Annotated in this window: 11 protein-coding genes and 1 pseudogene; 6 read left to right on the top strand and 6 right to left on the bottom strand. The window is 70.9% G+C overall.

Features of this window, described 5'->3' with window-relative positions:
- Nucleotides 1-66: 66 nt before the first annotated feature.
- Entirely contained in the window at nt 67-2253 is a 2187-nt protein-coding gene (locus ACOACQ_RS16025; RefSeq protein ID WP_378597277.1) for an MMPL family transporter, read from the bottom strand.
- A 135-nt stretch (nt 2254-2388) separates the two neighbouring features.
- Here ACOACQ_RS16025 and ACOACQ_RS16030 point away from each other — a divergent pair, with 135 nt between their 5' ends.
- Together ACOACQ_RS16030 and ACOACQ_RS16035 are read left to right on the top strand one after the other, a co-directional pair.
- Nucleotides 2389-3528 carry a sensor histidine kinase gene (locus ACOACQ_RS16030; protein WP_378597278.1) on the top strand — a complete coding sequence of 380 codons (1140 nt, stop codon included), beginning with the start codon at nt 2389-2391 and terminating at the stop codon, nt 3526-3528.
- Nucleotides 3510-4160, top strand: a complete 651-nt coding sequence (locus tag ACOACQ_RS16035; RefSeq protein ID WP_378597279.1) for a response regulator — start codon at nt 3510-3512, stop codon at nt 4158-4160. Before ACOACQ_RS16030 ends, ACOACQ_RS16035 begins: the two co-directional genes overlap by 19 nt.
- 87 nt (nt 4161-4247) lie before the next feature.
- Here the strand turns inward: ACOACQ_RS16035 and ACOACQ_RS16040 are convergent.
- The 3 genes and pseudogenes from ACOACQ_RS16040 to ACOACQ_RS16050 all read right to left on the bottom strand — a co-directional run.
- Nucleotides 4248-5675: pseudogene (locus tag ACOACQ_RS16040) on the bottom strand (sulfatase); the annotation flags it as partial.
- Between the two features lie 73 nt (nt 5676-5748).
- Complete coding sequence (locus ACOACQ_RS16045) at nt 5749-9282, bottom strand: indolepyruvate ferredoxin oxidoreductase family protein (RefSeq protein WP_378597280.1); 3534 nt, start codon at nt 9280-9282, stop codon at nt 5749-5751.
- A gap of 146 nt (nt 9283-9428) precedes the next feature.
- On the bottom strand, nt 9429-11012 hold the full coding sequence (locus ACOACQ_RS16050; RefSeq protein ID WP_420288746.1) for a family 20 glycosylhydrolase: 1584 nt from the start codon (nt 11010-11012) through the stop codon (nt 9429-9431).
- A 112-nt stretch (nt 11013-11124) separates the two neighbouring features.
- Between ACOACQ_RS16050 and ACOACQ_RS16055 the strand changes: the two genes are divergently transcribed.
- Entirely contained in the window at nt 11125-11994 is an 870-nt protein-coding gene (locus ACOACQ_RS16055) for an alpha/beta hydrolase family esterase (protein WP_420288747.1), read from the top strand.
- Nucleotides 11995-12063: 69 nt separating this feature from the next.
- Here the strand turns inward: ACOACQ_RS16055 and ACOACQ_RS16060 are convergent, their stop codons facing one another.
- Entirely contained in the window at nt 12064-12708 is a 645-nt protein-coding gene (locus ACOACQ_RS16060; RefSeq protein ID WP_420288748.1) for a TetR family transcriptional regulator, read from the bottom strand.
- Nucleotides 12709-12803: 95 nt separating this feature from the next.
- Here ACOACQ_RS16060 and ACOACQ_RS16065 point away from each other — a divergent pair, with 95 nt between their 5' ends.
- Both ACOACQ_RS16065 and ACOACQ_RS16070 read left to right on the top strand, forming a co-directional pair.
- Complete coding sequence (locus ACOACQ_RS16065) at nt 12804-13313, top strand: VOC family protein (protein WP_420288749.1); 510 nt, start codon at nt 12804-12806, stop codon at nt 13311-13313.
- Between the two features lie 51 nt (nt 13314-13364).
- Complete coding sequence (locus ACOACQ_RS16070) at nt 13365-13814, top strand: Lrp/AsnC family transcriptional regulator (RefSeq protein ID WP_378597286.1); 450 nt, start codon at nt 13365-13367, stop codon at nt 13812-13814.
- On the opposite strand, the gene ACOACQ_RS16075 is transcribed toward ACOACQ_RS16070, so the two are convergent.
- Nucleotides 13807-15330 (bottom strand): ATP-binding protein, encoded by a 1524-nt coding sequence (locus tag ACOACQ_RS16075; protein ID WP_378597287.1) that lies wholly within the window; start codon nt 15328-15330, stop codon nt 13807-13809. The two genes, ACOACQ_RS16070 and ACOACQ_RS16075, sit on opposite strands and share 8 nt — an antisense overlap.
- Before the next feature lie 63 nt (nt 15331-15393).
- Between ACOACQ_RS16075 and ACOACQ_RS16080 the strand changes: the two genes are divergently transcribed.
- Entirely contained in the window at nt 15394-16068 is a 675-nt protein-coding gene (locus ACOACQ_RS16080; protein ID WP_378597288.1) for a response regulator transcription factor, read from the top strand.
- The last annotated feature ends 114 nt before the right edge of the window (nt 16069-16182 follow it).

Below are 16182 nucleotides of genomic sequence, written 5' to 3' on the forward strand. Positions count from 1 at the left end.
TGCCGGCCCGGGGGTTTCGAGGCTCGCTTCGCTCGCACCTCAACCACCGGGCCGGCACGTGCAGGGTCAGCGGCCGGTCGGCACCAGCACCCCGTTCTGGGACTCCCACGACGTGGGCGGCAACTCCGGTGCGCTCGACGCGACGGGAGTACGACGCCTCGGCCAGGCCCGGTCCCCGAGCAGGACCAGGATCGCGGGCAGCACGACCAGGCGGATGACCGTCGCGTCGATGAGGATCGCGGCCGAGAGGCCGACGCCCATCATCTTCATCTCCATCATCGACAGTGTCGCGAAGATCGCGAACACCGAGACCATCACCGCCGCAGCACTGGTGATCACGCCGGCGGTGTCGGCGATGCCCCGATGGACGGCGTCCCTCGCAGAGAGACCGGAGTCGATGAGCTCGCGGATCCGGCTGAGCACGAACACGTGGTAGTCCATCGACAACCCGACGAGCACCACGAGGACGAACACGGGGATCCAGTCGATGACGAAGCCCGGGCTGGTGAAGTCGAGCAGCGACTCGCCCACGCCGTGCTGGAAGACGACCGCGAGGATGCCGAACGCGACGCCCACCGACGCCAGGTTGAGCACGGTCGACACCACGCCGAGCAGCACGCTGCGGAACGCGGCGATCATCATCACCATCGTCAGCAGCAGCACGAACCCGAGCAGGAACGGCATCCGCTCCGACTGCTTCTCCGAGCTGTCGAGCGCCTCGGCCGCGCTGCCGCCGACGGCGTGCTCCGCCCCGGTGAGGTCGTCGAGTGCGGCCGGCACGAGGTCGGTCCGCAACCGCTCGATCGCCGCAGTGGCGCGGTCGTCGGACTCCTCGTAGGGCATCGGCAGGTCGAGCACCGACGTGTTGCCGTCGTCGGAGACCTGCACTTCAGCACCGGCCGTCGCGAAGTCGTCGAAGCGACCGGCCTCGTCGGCGAGGCGCTCCAGGGCCGCCTTCGCGGCGGACGGGTCGGCGCCGGTGACGACGACCTGGGCCGACGTGCCCTCGCTCGGGTACGCCGCCGTGATCGCCTTGAACGTCTGCACCGTGGGGATGTCGCCGGGCAGGGTCTCGGGCGTGGCCTGGTGGGTCTTCATCGACAACGCCGGGACGGCGAGCGCGACGATGCCCACCGAGGCGACGACCAGGGCGGCGACGGGGTGACGGACCACGGGGCCGAGCAACCGTCCGCTGATGGAGCCGGTCGTCGTACGACGGGTGAGGCGCCAGAGCAACGGAACCCGCGGCCGGTCGACCCAGCGGCCGAGCTTGGCGAGGAGTGCCGGAAGGACGGTGATGGAGCCGAGCACGGCGACGGCCACCACGATGATCGAGCCGGTGGCGAGCGAGTTGAACGTGACGTCGGTGAGCACGAACAGCCCCGCCAGTGCGGCGATCACGGCGCCACCGGACACGAGGATCGCGTGGCCCGAGGTCTCGGCGGCGATCGCGACGGCGTCGAGGGTGGAGCGTCCGGCGGCCCGTTCCTGGCGCTCCCGCTTGAGGTAGAAGAGTGAGTAGTCGACGCCGACGGCCATGCCGATCAGCACGATCATGCTGGTCACCGTGGGCTCGGCGGGCACGAGCAGCGACACCGGTGCGCTGATCCCGATCGTGGCGGCGACGCTCGTCGCGGCGAGCAGGACGGGCAGTCCGGCGGCGATCAGCGCACCGAACGCCAGCAGCATCAGCACCAGCGTGATCGGCAGGCTGATGAACTCCGCGGAGTGCAGGTCCTCGGCGACGCGCTCGTTGATGGCTTCGTCGATCGTGACGTCACCCGCCTGCTCGACGACCAGCCCCGGATGTGCCTTCTGTACGGCGGCCGTCGCATCGAGCAGCGGCTCGGCATCGATCTCGTCGGAGGTGAGCTCGACCGGGACGAGCAGGGCGTTGCCGTCGTCGCTGGCGATGGCGTCCCCGACACCGACGACGCCCTTCACGTCGGCCATCGAGGACGCGACCTCGGCGGCGGCTGCCTGGGCGTCGGCGCCGTCCAGGTCGCCGGACCTGCTGGTGATCAGCACGTTCTCGGTCGGCGGATGGTCGAGGCCGGCACTGTCGAGCAACGCCTCGGCGCGGCCGGACTCACCGATCCGGTAGTCGGCGTCCTTGACCTCGTTGGTCGACACGGTCATGGCGAGGCCGACGGCGACGGCCACGAGGAGGAACCAGGCGCCTATGGCGCGCCACGGATGGGTGGCGCTCCAGCGCGCCGCGCGGGTCGGTAGCTGGGCGAGGGGGTTGGACATCGGGACTCCTGGGGGCTGGGAAGCTGTGGCCTCCAGCGAATCGCCCCGGGCGCCGTGGGTCAGGGGTGGAGCGTCCCGACCCGGGGTGGTGCCTGCACCACTGTCCGGCAGCCGCCGACGCGAGAGACTGGGCCCATGACTGATGGCCCGTCCCACGCCGACGACCTGCGCGCCGGTCCCTGGGCGGCCACCGGGTACGCCGCGCTGCACCTGCTGCTGTTCGTGCCGGTGGTGGTCGTCTTCGTCCTGGTCAAGGTCAGTGCGGTGCTGGTCGTGGTGTGGGTGGGAGTGCTCCTGCTCGCGGGCCTGCTGCCGCTGATGCGGGCCCTGGTCGGCGTCCACCGGTCGATCGCGGGCCGGCTGCTCGGCATGCCGCTGGCGGCGCCGTACCACCCCCTGCCGGGCGGGCTGCTGCGCAACCTCCACACGCGCGCCACGGACCCGATGACCTGGCGCGACATCCTCTGGATGCTCTGGGCGATGACGTTCGGGTTCGCGATCTCGCTGCTGGCGCTCGTGCTGTTCGTCGGCGTGGTGACCTGGCCGGTCTGGTGGTACGGCGTCGGACCGCTGATGCGCGCCCGGGCGACGGTCGACCGCGCGATCCTCACGGTCGGCCGGACCGAACGCCTCGAGCAGCGTGTACAGGTGCTGACCGAGTCCCGCGCCGTCGTGGTCGACCACTCGGCGGCCGAGCTGCGCCGGATCGAGCGCGACCTGCACGACGGCCCCCAGGCCCGGTTGGCCGCCGTGTCGTTGAGCCTGGGTCTGGCCGAGGACCTGTTCGAGAGCGACCCCGAGACGGCCCGTCGCCTCGTGCTCGACGCGCGGTCCAACTCGTCGGCGGTGCTCGGCGAGCTCCGTGACGTGGTCCGCGGGATCCACCCGCCGGTGCTGGCCGACCGCGGCCTCACCGGCGCCGTCTCCGCACTGGCGCTGGACATGGCCGTGCCCGTCGAGCTCTCCCTTGCCGTCGACACACGGCTGCCGGCACCGGTCGAGTCGGCCGTCTACTTCACCGTCGCCGAGTGCCTCGCCAATGCCACCAAGCACGCGAGTGCCGCCCGGACCTGGGTGCGCCTCCACCACTCCGATGGCGTCCTGAGGGGCGAGGTGGGCGACGACGGACGCGGTGGTGCGGACCCGCGCACCGGCACCGGCCTGCAGGGAATTGCCGCGCGCCTGGCCGCCTTTGACGGCACGATGGCCGTGTCGAGCCCGGTCGGTGGCCCGACCGTCGTCAACTGGGAGATCCCGTGCCGCCCCTCCGCGTAGTCCTCGCCGAGGACCACGCCCTGCTCCGCGCCGGCCTCACCCAGCTCCTCGAGGCCAAGGGCTTCGAGGTGATCGCCGCGGTCGACAACCTCCCCGAGCTGGAGCGCGCGCTCGCCGACCCCCGCGCGGATGCGGCCGTGGTCGACGTACGCATGCCGCCGACGTTCACCGACGAGGGCCTGCGCGCCGCGATCGCGGTGCGGGCGGCGCGGCCGGGCTTCCCGGTGCTGGTGCTGTCGCAGTACGTCGAACAGCTCTACGCCCGCGAGCTCCTGGCGAGCGGCGAGGGTGCGGTGGGGTACCTGCTCAAGGACCGGGTCTCCGACGTCGCCGAGTTCGTCGACGCCGTACGACGGGTGGCCGACGGCGCCACGGTGCTGGACCCCTCGGTCGTGGCGGCCGTGATGGAACGCCGCAAGGACTCGCCCATCGAGCGGCTGACCGAGCGCGAGCGCGAGGTCCTCGCCCTGATGGCCGAAGGCCGCGCCAATGCGGGGATTGCGGAGTCGCTAGTGGTCAGCGAGAAGGCCGTGGCCAAGCACATCAACAGCATCTTCGCGAAGCTCGACCTGCCGGCCGACACCGACGACCACCGCCGGGTCCGCGCCGTCCTGGCGTGGCTGCGTGTGTAGCCGCTCCAGCTGCGCTGCGTCGTACATCTCCAGCGGGGCGGTCTCGCCGCCGGAGTCGCGGTACCGAGCGGTGAGGGACGCCAGCGCGGCCCGGACCCGCGCGTGCGCCGGGTCGTCGGCGAGGTTGTGGATCTCGTACGGGTCCGCGTTGCGGTCGTAGAGCTCCACGCCGCCGCGGCGGTACTCGACGTACGTCCACGGCCCGACCCGGACGCCGGCGTACATCCCGAGGGCAGTGAGGCCGACGCCGACGGCTCGCCAGGCCGCGACCGGCACCACCCGTACCTGTGTCGGTGCGTCGATCCAGGGCAGCACGTCGACGCCGTCGAGAGGCCGGGGCGCCGAGACCCCGGTGGCGGCGAAGATCGTCGCGGTCAGGTCCGGGACGGTCACGGCGGTGTCGACCACGACGCCGCGCGGCAGGCCGGGACCCCGCATGTAGAGCGGGATCCGGAGCGACTCGTCGTAGTGGAAGCGCTTGCCGTTCATGTTGTGCGGGCCGATGGCGTAGCCGTTGTCGGAGTGGAAGATGACGAGCGTGCGGTCCAGCTGCCCGGTCCGGCGCAGGGTGCGGAACAACCTGCCCATCGCGCGGTCCAGGCTGCGGGCCGCCTCGATCCTGCGCTGGTAGACGACGTCGAGCGCGCGCTTCTCCAGTGCGTCGAAGCGTTGCGCGTTGGCCGGCGCGTGGGCCGGGACGGACGGGTCGCCGTCCGGGAACGAGCTGGGCACCAGGGGCAGGGGCACCTTGCGGTAGTGGCCGCGGTCCTTCGGGTCGGGCACGGTGGTCTCGAACTTGCCCGCAGGGGTGCCGGGGTACAGCTTCTTCGGGTCGCCCGGGCCGGCCGGCCCGCCCACGTGGGGCGCGACGTAGTTGACCCACGCGAACCACGGCTTGTCGCCGCGGTCGGCGCTGATCATGTCCTGGGCGTGCCGGGTCATCACGTCGGTGGTGTAGCCCTTCGACCGCACCAGCGTCCCGTTGACGTTCAGCTTCGGGTTGAAGAACCTGTACGTCGACGGGTCGACCGTTGCGCGCCAGTCGGTCCAGCCCTGCGGCACGTCGTGGTCGGTGCCGTCCTTGCCGTAGCCGTTGATGTACTTGCCGGTGAAGAGCGTGTCGTAGCCCGCCGCCTGGAGGGCGGTGGCGAGCGTGCCGTGGTCGGCGAACGCGGTGTAGCCGCCGTTCGGGCCGTTGACCGAGAGGGCGCCGTGGTTGTGGGCGTACTGGCCGCTGAGCAGGGAGGCGCGCGACGGGGCGCACAGGGGCGTCGGTGCGATGGCGTCGCTGAAGGCCACGCCACCCTTCTCCATCAGCCGCCGCACGCGCGGCAGGTACGGCATGTCGATGGTGGCCAGGTCGTCGATCGTGACCACCAGGACGTTGGGTCGCTCCACCCGGCGGGTGACACCGGGTGGCGGCGTCGGCGTCACCGCGTCCTGGTCGATGCCGATGAGCGCGTCGCTGCTCACGGCGACCGCCGCCCGCAATTCGCCTGTCCTTCGTCGTCCCACGACGCCTCCTCTGACCGTCCGGTCAAAGTGAGGTTACTCGATAGACTTAGGAAAGTACGAACGCGCGCTCCGATCAGGCCAGGGCGACCGCCGGCGGCTGCACCCCGAGCTCGGTGAGCTCGGCGGCGTACTTCTCCACGTTGCGGAGCTTCACGTGCTCGTAGCCACGGACCAGGTCGGGCAGCTCGGCGATCCGCACGGCCCGCTCGTAGTCGCCGGCCAGACCGCCCGGAGCAGAGGCCAGGTCGGCGACGAGCGCGCGGTAGTGGTCGCGCAGCTCCCGCTCGACCTTGCGCAGGTGGGCGCGGCCGAACGGGTCGGCGGCGGTGCCACGCAGGCGCTTCATCCGGGCCAGGGTGCGCAGGGTGCCGTGCGAGCGGGGACCGAAGCTGATCTTCTTGTCGCGACCCAGGGCACGCAGTGCCGGCGGGTGCAGCTGGAAGGCCACGGTGCCACCGGGGAACTCCTCGCCGGTCGCGGCCAGGAAGGCCGGGTCGGTCAGCAGTCGGGCGACCTCGTACTCGTCCTTGTAGGCGGTGAGCTTGAAGAGGTGGCGGGCCACGGCCTCGCTGAACCGGGTCTCGGTCGTCACCGCACGCTCGGCCGCGGCGACCTGGGCCACGAGCGCGACGTACCCGTCGGCGAGCTTCTCGTCCTGGTAGTCGACGAGGTCGGCGGCGCGCAGGCTGACCAGGCGCAGCAGCTCGCCGTCGAGGCCGGACGCCGCGACGGATGCCGGGACCGGCCGCTCGCGGACGACGGCGGTCCGCTCGTTGGCGGCGCGGAAGGCGGCCGGGTCGGCGACCGCGGCGCGTCCCCACCGGAAGGCCGCGATGTTGGCCGCGACGGCGGTGCCGTTGATCCCGATGGCCTCCTCGATGGCGGCGGCCGGCAGCCGGAGCGCACCGGTCTGGTGGGCTGCACCGACGAGGAGGAAGTTCGCGGCCACGGTGTTGCCGAAGATCCGGTCCGCCGCCTCGAGGGCGTCGAAGTCGAACAGCTCGGCACTCGCGGTCCGGACGCGGTCGAGGAGGCCGGCCTCCTCGGGGTGCTGGACGGTCACGTCGTGGACCATCGCACCGGTGGCGGTGCGGCTGGTCGAGACGACCGTGCGGGTCGCGGCGGCGCTGCCGAAGACGAGGTTGCGGTCCTCGGCGAGCGTGAGCAGGTCGAAGCCGAGGAAGCAGTCCGCCGAGCCCGGGGTCAGCCGGTTGGCGGGCTCGAGGTCGCCGTCGGCGAACCGCAGGTGCCCGACGACCGGCCCCGCCTTCTGGCTCAGGCCCGTCTGGTCGAGCGACTCGACGGCGTACCCGGCCCGGAGGGCGGCGGTCGCGAGGACCTGGTTGACGGTCACGATGCCGGTGCCGCCGATGCCCACCATGAAGACGTTCTGGGTCGCGGTGACCCGCTCCTCGGCCGGGCTGGCGGCGACGGTCGGCGGCGTCGGGTACGTCCGCTTCTTCTTCGCGGCCTTGGTCGTCCGGGTCTCCTGGCGCTTCGCCTTGCGGAGGGTACGACGGGTGCGGGGTGCCGTCTCGACGGTCACGAACGACGGGCAGTCGCCGTCGAGGCAGCTGTAGTCGGTGTTGCAGGACGTCTGCTCGATGCGGGTCTTGCGGCCGTACTCGGTGTCGACGGGCTGGACGGAGAGGCAGTTGCTCTTCACGCCGCAGTCGCCGCAGCCCTCGCAGACGGCCTCGTTGATGACGACCCGCTTGGTGCGGGTGGGCAGCGAGCCGCGCTTGCGCTGGCGGCGCGCGTCGGCGGCGCAGTGCTGGTCGTAGATCAGCACCGTCACGCCGGGGATGTCGCGCAGCATCCGTTGCGCCTCGTCGAGGCGGTCGCGGTCCCACAGCAGGGTGCCGGGCGCCAGGTCGCGCTTGCGGTGCCGGTCGGGCTCGTCGGCGCAGATGATGATCTTCGCGACGCCCTCGGTGTGCAGCTTGTGGGTCAGCTTCGGCACGGACAGCGCACCCTCGGCGTCCTGGGCGCCGGTCATGGCGACGACGTCGTTGTAGAGCACCTTGTAGGTGATGTTCACGCCGGCCGCGATGCAGGCCTGGACGGCCAGCTGGGCGGAGTGGAAGAAGGTGCCGTCGCCGACGTTCTGGAAGATGTGCGGGGCGTCGGTGAACCACGCCTGCCCGATCCACTGGGCGCCCTCGCCGCCCATCTGGGTCACGCCGGTCACGGCGCTCTCCGGGCGGTCGGAGATGGTCACCATGGCGTGGCAGCCGATGCCGCCACCACCCATCGAGCCCTCGGGGATCACGGTGGAGCGGTTGTGGGGGCAACCGCTGCAGAAGTACGCGCCGCGGCTGGCCGAGAGCAGCGGCAGCGGCGTGCGCTTCGCGGCCGGCGGCTTCAGCTCGACGACACCCTGGAGCAGGTGGCGCATGGGCGCGAGCAGCCGCCCGGAGGTGAGCTCGCCGTCCGCGGGCACCAGCAGCATCCCGGCGGCGTCGCGCTTGCCGAGGACCTGCGGGGCGGCGGGCGTGCCGTAGAGGATGTCGCGGATCTGGGCCTCGATGAACGAGGTCTTGTCCTCGATGACGACGATGCGGTCCAGTCCGTCGGCGAACCGGTGGATGACCGACGGGTCGACCGGGCTCATCATGCCGAGCCGGAGCACACGGATGCCTGCCGCGGCGAGCGCCTCGTCGGTGATGCCGAGGTCCGTCATCGACTGGCGCATCGAGTCGTAGCAGCTCCCGGACGCGATGAACCCGGTGCTCGCGCCCGTGACGTCGACGTCGACGACGTCGAGGTGGTTCGTGGCGGCGTACGCGCGCACCACCTCCGTGCGGGGGCCGACCAGCTCGGCCTCGGCCCCGACGATCATCGCGGGGCGCAGCACGATCGGGCTCTGGGTGTAGACGTAGGGCAGGCCGTTCCACTCGATGGCGGGGATGACCGGTGAGACGTCCAGGTCGGTGCCGTCGACGACCCAGGCGCCGTCCGCGACGTCGGCCACGATCTTGAGGGCGACCACGCAGCCCGAGGCCCGCGAGATCTCGATCGCGTGCAGCCCGAGCGTCACGATCTCGCTGGCGTTGCGGGGGAACAGGACGGGAATCCCCAGCGCGGCGAGGGACCGCTCGCTCACGGCCGGGACGGTCGAGGACTTCGAGGCGGGGTCGTCTCCGACCAGCAGGACGGCGCCCCCGCGCCGGTTGACGCCGTACATGTTGAGGTGGCGCAGGGCATCGGTGGCGCGGTCGACGCCCGGTCCCTTGCCGTACCAGAAACCGGTGACGCCGTCGTGCGTCGCGTTGGCGGCCGGGAGGTCGACCTGGCTGCCCCAGACGGCCGTGGCGGCAAGCTCCTCGTTGAGGCCGGGGACGAAGCGGATGTCGTTCTCGTCCAGGACGTCCTGCATGTCGGCGAGCATCTTGTCGAGGCCACCGAGCGGGCTGCCCTGGTAGCCCGAGACGAACGACGCCGTGTGCAGTCCGCGGCGGCGGTCCAGGGCGCGGTGCTCGACGAGCAGGCGCGCGATGGCCTGCACGCCGGTCAGCAGCGTTGGGGGTGCACCCACGCGGAACCGGTCGTCGAGGTCGTACGACGGCGTCGGCTCGGAGGCCGGGCGGTTCAACAATTCGGTCACGCGCACGAGCGTGCGCCTTCGGTGGGGTGGATCACAACCTGTGTCGTCGAGTTTGGCGACAATCCGCAATCCGCGGAGGGTCTGAGGCCAGTACCGCGCAACGGATCGGATGCAGAGCCTCCTGTTTGTTGCGCAGTCGACGCGCTTCAGTCCTCGGCAGTGCCTGGCGCGTCACCGATGGCCGTGGCGATCGCGACGAACCGGTCGTAGCCGGCGGGCGAAGGCGACTTCCAGGTCTTCTGGGCGACGACCCGCAGGCCGATCAGGCTTCCGTCGAGGATCTGCTGGTCCGTCATGACCGGGCCATCGCTCCAGATCGCGAGCTTGGAGCCGAGGTTGTCCGGTTCGTCGGGCCGAACCGACTGTGGGGGCGCCTGGATCGTCGAGTTGTAGTAGAGGGTTCCGTAGAAGTCGTGCACTCGCCACTTGTCGTAGGCCTGGTTGAAGTCGGGGGCCGGCAGGCCGCGAGCCGCGTAGTACGTCGGCCACCAGCCGTTGTTCAGGACCCGGTGCCCACGGTCGAGCAACCGCTGGGGGCTGGGCGGGATCAGGCCCGAAAGGGGCGTGAAGTCGGTCCACCACTCGACCACGATGCGGGGGTCGAGGCGCACGGCAAAGCCTCCGCCGGCGTCGTCGTTCCAGATGCGTGGGGCGCGGCCATTCGCCCGGAGGTGGGCCGCCATCTCGTTGACGAAGTCATGGACGGCGTCCTTGCCGTTGGAGAACAGCCCGAACTTCTTTCGCGCGTAGGTCGCGAGCGCGGGATGGAGCGGGTACTCGTAGGCCGGCATGTACTCGTCCGCGCCGATGTGCCACTCGGCGTCGGGGAACAGTGGCAGCAACTCGTCGATCAGGTCGCGAGCGAACGCGCGGGCAGAGGGAGAGGTGACGTCCAGTCGGCTGGCCTGCGGTTGGCCGAACGCGTTCCGCAGCTGGAGCTCGGGGTGGCTGCGAAGGATGCCGGTCATGTGTCCCGGCATGTCGATCTCGGGCATCACCCGGATGTGGTGCTGCTGCGCGAGCTCGACGATGTCGCGGATCTCGTCCTTCGTCAGGTGCTGGGGAGCCACTGACTCGGGGTGCCGCGTGCTCTCGACGCCGAGCCCGGCATCGTCGCTGAGGTGGAGGTGCAGCAGGTTCAGCTTGAGGTAGGCCATCTGCCGGATCTGGCGGTGGTAGAACGAGGGCGGGAAGTAGCGGCGCCCGGCGTCGACCATGAGCCCCCGATCGGGGTAGCGCGGTTGGTCCGTCGCGGCGCCAGCGGGGACGGTGGTGCCCTGGCGCATCAGCTGGATCAGGCTCCGCCCGCCGTAGAAGGCACCGGTCGTCGTCGGTGCCGTGATCGCGAAGGTGTCGCCGACGTCGAGTCGATAGCCTTCCGTGCCCAGCGTGGGATCGGGGTCGAGCGACAGTACGACGTCGCCGGGCCGGGGTACGGCGCCGGTGGCGACGCTCGGCGTGGTCGTCGTCATCCGGGCGAGATCGGTCGCGAGGAGGTGCGCTTCCGCGCCCAGTGCGTCGGCGTCCTCGTGGGCGACGACGACGCGTGGGTCGGCACGGAGCGTGAATGCCCCTGTCGCCGGGGTCCACTCCTGCAGCGCCGGGATGGTGGCCGGTGTCCCCGCCGGGGCTTCGGGGGCAGCGGCTGATCCGGGCGGAGTGCCGAGGGTGACGGGCAGGCCCACCGTCACGATCACGCTTGCGGCCACGGCGATGAGGTTCTTGCGCACAGCGAGAGCGTAAGCCGCTCCCTTGAGGGTATCAAGCAGCGTGCCTTGCTGATTTAAAGCAAGTGGATTAGCGTCCGGATCTGGTCCTGCTGTCCATCGTCGGAGGAAGATCATGCGTAGACGTCGTACTGCATCAGCCCTGCTGTTGGGCGCCCTGCTCGGGAGCACGCTCGCCCTGTTCGGTGTGGCGGCACCGGTCAGCTCGGCGGCCGCAGCCTGCAGCACCACCACGACGAACGGCACCAGGACCGTCACCGTCTGGGCCGGGTGGGACCAGGGCTTCCGGTCCTACAACCTGCACGTGCCGACGGGGTTGACCGGGAGCACGCCTCTCTTGGTCGACCTGCACGGACTGGGATCGAACGCCTTCTTCCAGGAGGTCACCTCCGGCTGGAGCGGGTACGCCGACAGCGAGAAGTTCATCGTCGCCTACCCTGCCGGTTCGGCCTGGGGCCAGGCGTGGAACGTGGGGCAGGGCTCGGCCGATGTCGCGTTCCTCAAGCAGGTGGTCGCCGACATCAAGGGCAAGTACTGCGTTGACGCCGACCGGGTCTTCGTCGAGGGCGGCTCGCTCGGGGGCTTCATGGCGCAGCGGATGCTGTGCGACGCCGAGAGCACCTTCGCTGCCGGCGCCAGCACGATCTCGTCGTCGCTCGACTACTTCAACAACCCGTGCACCTTGAGTCGTGGCGTTGGATTCGCCGCCTTCGGTGCGGAGAGCGACCCACTGTTCGGCTCACTCAGCGCTCATCAGAAGGACTGGTGGGTCGCCAGGAACGGCTGCTCGACGACCGGTACGGCGGACCCGAACCCGTACGGCGCGAACGGCTCTGTCCACGGCGGTTGTGACGACGGTGTCCGGGTGCTGTGGCGGACCTACGGCTCTGCGCACGCCAACGGGCATGCCTACCCGACCGGCGCCGCGTTGGACGACCTCCACGCCAAGGCCTGGTCGTTCCTGATGGCGCACCCGCGACCGTGACGACGGGAGATCGGCGCCACTGGGGGGTGGCGCCGATCTCCCGTCGCGGAGATTGCGAGCACCGGACAGTCAGGGAGCCTGCGGTGCGGTGAGCATGCCGACCAGCATGTCGACCACCGGCGCGGCGGCGGCCGCCTTCGGCCGCCGCCCTGCCCGCTCCAGCTGCCGCTCGGCGTCGGCGAGCAGCGCGAACATCGCCGACATCATCGACCGCAGTCGAAGCTCGACCAGCCGGGGCGGGAGATCGTCCAGGGCCTTGGCCATCCGGCCGATCAGCATCTTGGTCGCCGGCCACTGGCGGCTCTCCAGCGCTGAGCTCTCCAGGGCGGGGTGGTCCCGGACCTTCTCGAGGAACCGGGCGTAGTGGGTGGCGCCCATGGCGTACGGCGTGTGGAATGCAGGTGCGACGAGGACCTCGACGAGGGAGTGGAGGTCCGTGCCGCCGTCGGCGTCGAGCTGGACCAGGCGCTCCAGTCGTTCCTGCTCCAGGGCCTGCTGGCGCAATTCCACGACCGCTTCCACGAGGGCGTCCCGGGTGCCGAAGTGGTAGTGCACGGCGGAGTTGTTGCGCTGGCCGGCAGCCACCGCGATCTCCCGGAGCGACACCTCGAGACCGCGCTCGCCGATCAGCCGCTCTGCGGCGGCAAGGAGCAGGTCGCGTGCGCCGGTCGAGCCTGAGGGCTGTGCGGTCGCGTCGGGACGGGTGACGGTCATGGGCCCATCCTAGGTGGGTGACTTGACAGAATAAAGCAAATGTCTTAATCATGCCTTCCGTGGAAGTCCCGTGATCAACTGAAGAGAGGTCCGCGATGACCATCGTCTCCGGTCCCGTTGTCCAGCTCTGCTGGGTGGTCGCCGACATCGAGGCCGCCGAGGCCTTCCATGCCGACCACTTCGGCGTCGGGGAGTGGACGCGGATGGTCGATGTCCACTTCGGCCCCGGGGAGGCGACCTACCGGGGGGCCCCTGCGGACTTCACCGCCCATGTCTCGCTCGCCTACGCCGGCGACCTGCAACTCGAGCTGATCCAGCCGGTGGCGGGGAAGTCGATCTACTCGGAGTTCCTCGACCAGGCGGGACCCGAGTGGTCGCGCGGCGGCCTGCACCACCTCTGCTTCGAGACCGACGACCTCGCGGCCGCGCTCGAACGCGCACGCAGCGCCGACCTGGAGATCGTCCAGCAGGGCGTGATGGCCGGGGGACTGATGTCCTTCGCGTACGTCGACGGCGCTCGCTGGGGGGCGCCGTACGTCGAGATCGTCGAGCTGACCGATGACATGCGGGCCTTCTTTGCCGCGATCAGACGAGGAAAGGGATGAACACGCACTGCTGGGCGCAACGACTGACCTGTCCGACGTAGTGTTTGTTGCGTGACCGACCAAGCTGTTCTCGACCGGACCGATCGCGCGATCCTCGATCTCCTGCGTGAGAACGCCCGCCGCCCCCTGCGGGAGATCGCGGGGATCGTCGGACTGACCGTCGCGCCCGTGCAGCGCCGGATCGCGCGCCTGGAGAAGATGGGCGTGATCGAGCGCTACACGGTGCAGATCAACCACGGGCGGATCGCCAGCGGGATCGAGGCGGTGACCGAGCTCCAGTTCGCCGACGACCTGGACCTCGCCCAGATCATGGAGTTCGTCGCCGGTATCCCGGAGGTCGAGGAGGTGCTCACCCTGGCCGGTGACCCCGACGCACTGCTGCGCATCCGGGTCGACGGCGTGGAGGACCTCCGGCGGGTGGTCAGCCAGCTGCGCTCGGGTGGTCAGATCTCCAGCACCAAGACGCTGGTCGTCCTGGAGGAGTGGAACCGCTTCAAGTGAGGGGCCGGGTCAGCGCGGGCGCCACGAGCAGCTCGAAGCGCTGGTCCTGGAGCGTCCGTTCCTGGTCGACGAGGTGCCGGAGGTCGGTGAGGAGCTGGCGCGGGAGCCGGAGCGCGTCGGCGGCCCGCGTGATCCGGTCCAGCTCGTCGGCGGTGAGGTCGCCGTCCGCCGTACACATGCGCAAGGTGCAGTAGAGGACACCCCGGCCGCCCGCGGCCATCCCGGGCAACGCCATGACCGTCTCGAGGTCCTCGTCGACGTCGTAAGCGCGCAGGTCGTCGAGTACCCACGGCGCGGCACCCGCGGCGGCCTCGAAGCCGAGCGCCCACTCGCGCTGGCGCGGCGTGATGCGGCTGACGCCCCCGGCCGCGGCGAACATCGCCCGTACCCAGGATCGCTGGTCCTCCTGCGTGAGCTGGTCGTAGGTCTCGGCCGGGAGCTCGTACATCTCCCAGCCCACCCAGCGCAGGGCGGCCAGGCTGTACGGGTCGCGGACGGTGACCGGGTGGTCGGCGAGCGGGATGCAGGCGCTGATCGTGGTGCCTTCCCCCGCACGGCTCTCGATCTCGAGTCGCCCCCCGAGGACCGCGACGCGGTCGGACAGGCCTTCGAGCCCCGAGCCCGGTGAGGGTGCGGCGCCGCCGCGACCGTCGTCGGTGATCGCGATCCGCAGGCCCGCCGCGGTGAGGGTGGCCTCGACCACGGCGTGGGTGGCGTCGGCGTGCTTCGTGGCGTTGGTGAGCGCCTCCGCGACGACGTAGTAGGCGGCGACCTCAACCAGGTCCGACAGGGCAGTCGGTACGTCGACCCGGAGCTCGACCGGCAGTCCCGGCCGCTCGGCCAGTGACTCGAGCGCGCCGACCAGGCCGGTGGCCCCGAAGATCGCCGGGTGCATGCCGCGGGAGAGCTCGCGCAGCTCGCCGATGGCGCCGTCGAGCTCGCCCGCCGCGCTGGTGAGGATCGCCGCCAGCGCAGCGTCGGCGATCGACCGGTTGCCGGCCAGCCGCAGCATCAGGGCCACTCCGACCAGGCGCTGCTGGGCGCCGTCGTGCAGGTTGCGCTCGGTGCGCCGACGCTCGAGGTCGATGGCCTCCAGGATCCGGGCTCGCGACGCTCGGAGGTCGGCGACCTCGGCGCGCAGGTCGGCTCGCTCCTGCTCGTTCTCGAAGGCCAGGGCGGCCGCGTCGACCGCGGCCTTCAGGCGCCCCCGGTTGCGCAGCAGCGCCGGGTCGTGGATGAGCGCAGCGATCGGCTTCCCGCCGCGGTCGATCGGTGTCACCGAGCGCCCGTCGGTGCTGACGGGTGCCGTCAGGGACTGGCCGCGTTCGTCGATCCAGCCGCCGCTCCCGACGCGGAGGTAGACGATGTCGAGGTCGGGGTCGCCGAGGGACCTGCGCAGTGCGTTGCGGAGGGTGTTTCCGGGCCCGACGGTCTGCAGGTCGGCGACCATTTCGACCAGCCGCTGTGCGGCATGCCGGTCGCCGAGTCGCCATGGCCGGAGCCTCGTGATCACCACGTGCCCAGCCTGACCTGCGCGAAGCCGCTGCGCCACTGCCTCCGGGGGTCCATAATTGGCAAGGTGCAGGCAATTCGGGTGGTCCTGGTCGATGACGCCGCCCTTGTGCGTGAAGGAATCGCCCGCCTGCTCGACGAAGAAGGACTCGACGTCGCTGCCCAGCTCGCCGACGCCACCGACCTCGTGGCGATCGTGGACGAGACCAGGCCGGACGTGGTCATCCTCGACGTACGGATGCCCCCGACCCACACGACCGAGGGCCTCGACGCCGCCGTCGAGCTCAAGCGCACCCATCCGCACGTCGGTGTCCTGGTGCTGTCGCAGTACGTCGAGACCCACCACGCGATGGACCTGCTGACCGATGGCCACCGCGGCGTCGGGTACCTGCTCAAGGAGCGCATCGCGAAGCCGGAGGACCTGGTCGATGCCGTGAGGCGGGTGGCTGCCGGCGGGACCGTCGTCGACCCGGACGTCGTACGACGAGTGCTCGAGACGCCGCGGCGGGCGGACCCGGTCACCCGGCTGACCGTCAAGGAGCGGGAGGTCCTGACGCTGGTGGCGGAGGGGCACTCGAACGCCACCATCGCCCTCCTCCTCGACTCGAACGTCCGGACGGTCGAGACCCACACGAGCCGGATCTTCACGAAGCTCGAGCTGGAGATGAGCGCGACGACGCATCGGCGGGTGCTGGCGGTCCTGGCGCATCTTCGGGCCCGGTCGTCGGCCGCCGACGACTAGGCACGAGGGAGTACGTGCCAGCACGGACGACAGCCGGGTGCGTGCGGCTTTACGTTCCCCGGGAACACACAGGGGTTTGAACTCGGGTCGCCATGGGGCAATCCGGCGACCCCT

The organism is Nocardioides sp. CPCC 206347 (assembly GCF_048654605.1).
Lineage (GTDB): Bacteria > Actinomycetota > Actinomycetes > Propionibacteriales > Nocardioidaceae > Nocardioides.

Excerpts from the sequence above, each read along its gene's own strand:
- ACOACQ_RS16065 (WP_420288749.1), top strand. The coding sequence starts at position 12,804 with ATGACCATCGTCTCCGGTCCCGTTGTCCAGCTCTGCTGGGTGGTCGCC.
- ACOACQ_RS16055 (WP_420288747.1), top strand. The coding sequence starts at position 11,125 with ATGCGTAGACGTCGTACTGCATCAGCCCTGCTGTTGGGCGCCCTGCTC.
- ACOACQ_RS16030 (WP_378597278.1), top strand. The coding sequence starts at position 2,389 with ATGACTGATGGCCCGTCCCACGCCGACGACCTGCGCGCCGGTCCCTGG.
- ACOACQ_RS16025 (WP_378597277.1), bottom strand. The coding sequence starts at position 2,253 with ATGTCCAACCCCCTCGCCCAGCTACCGACCCGCGCGGCGCGCTGGAGC.
- ACOACQ_RS16060 (WP_420288748.1), bottom strand. The coding sequence starts at position 12,708 with ATGACCGTCACCCGTCCCGACGCGACCGCACAGCCCTCAGGCTCGACC.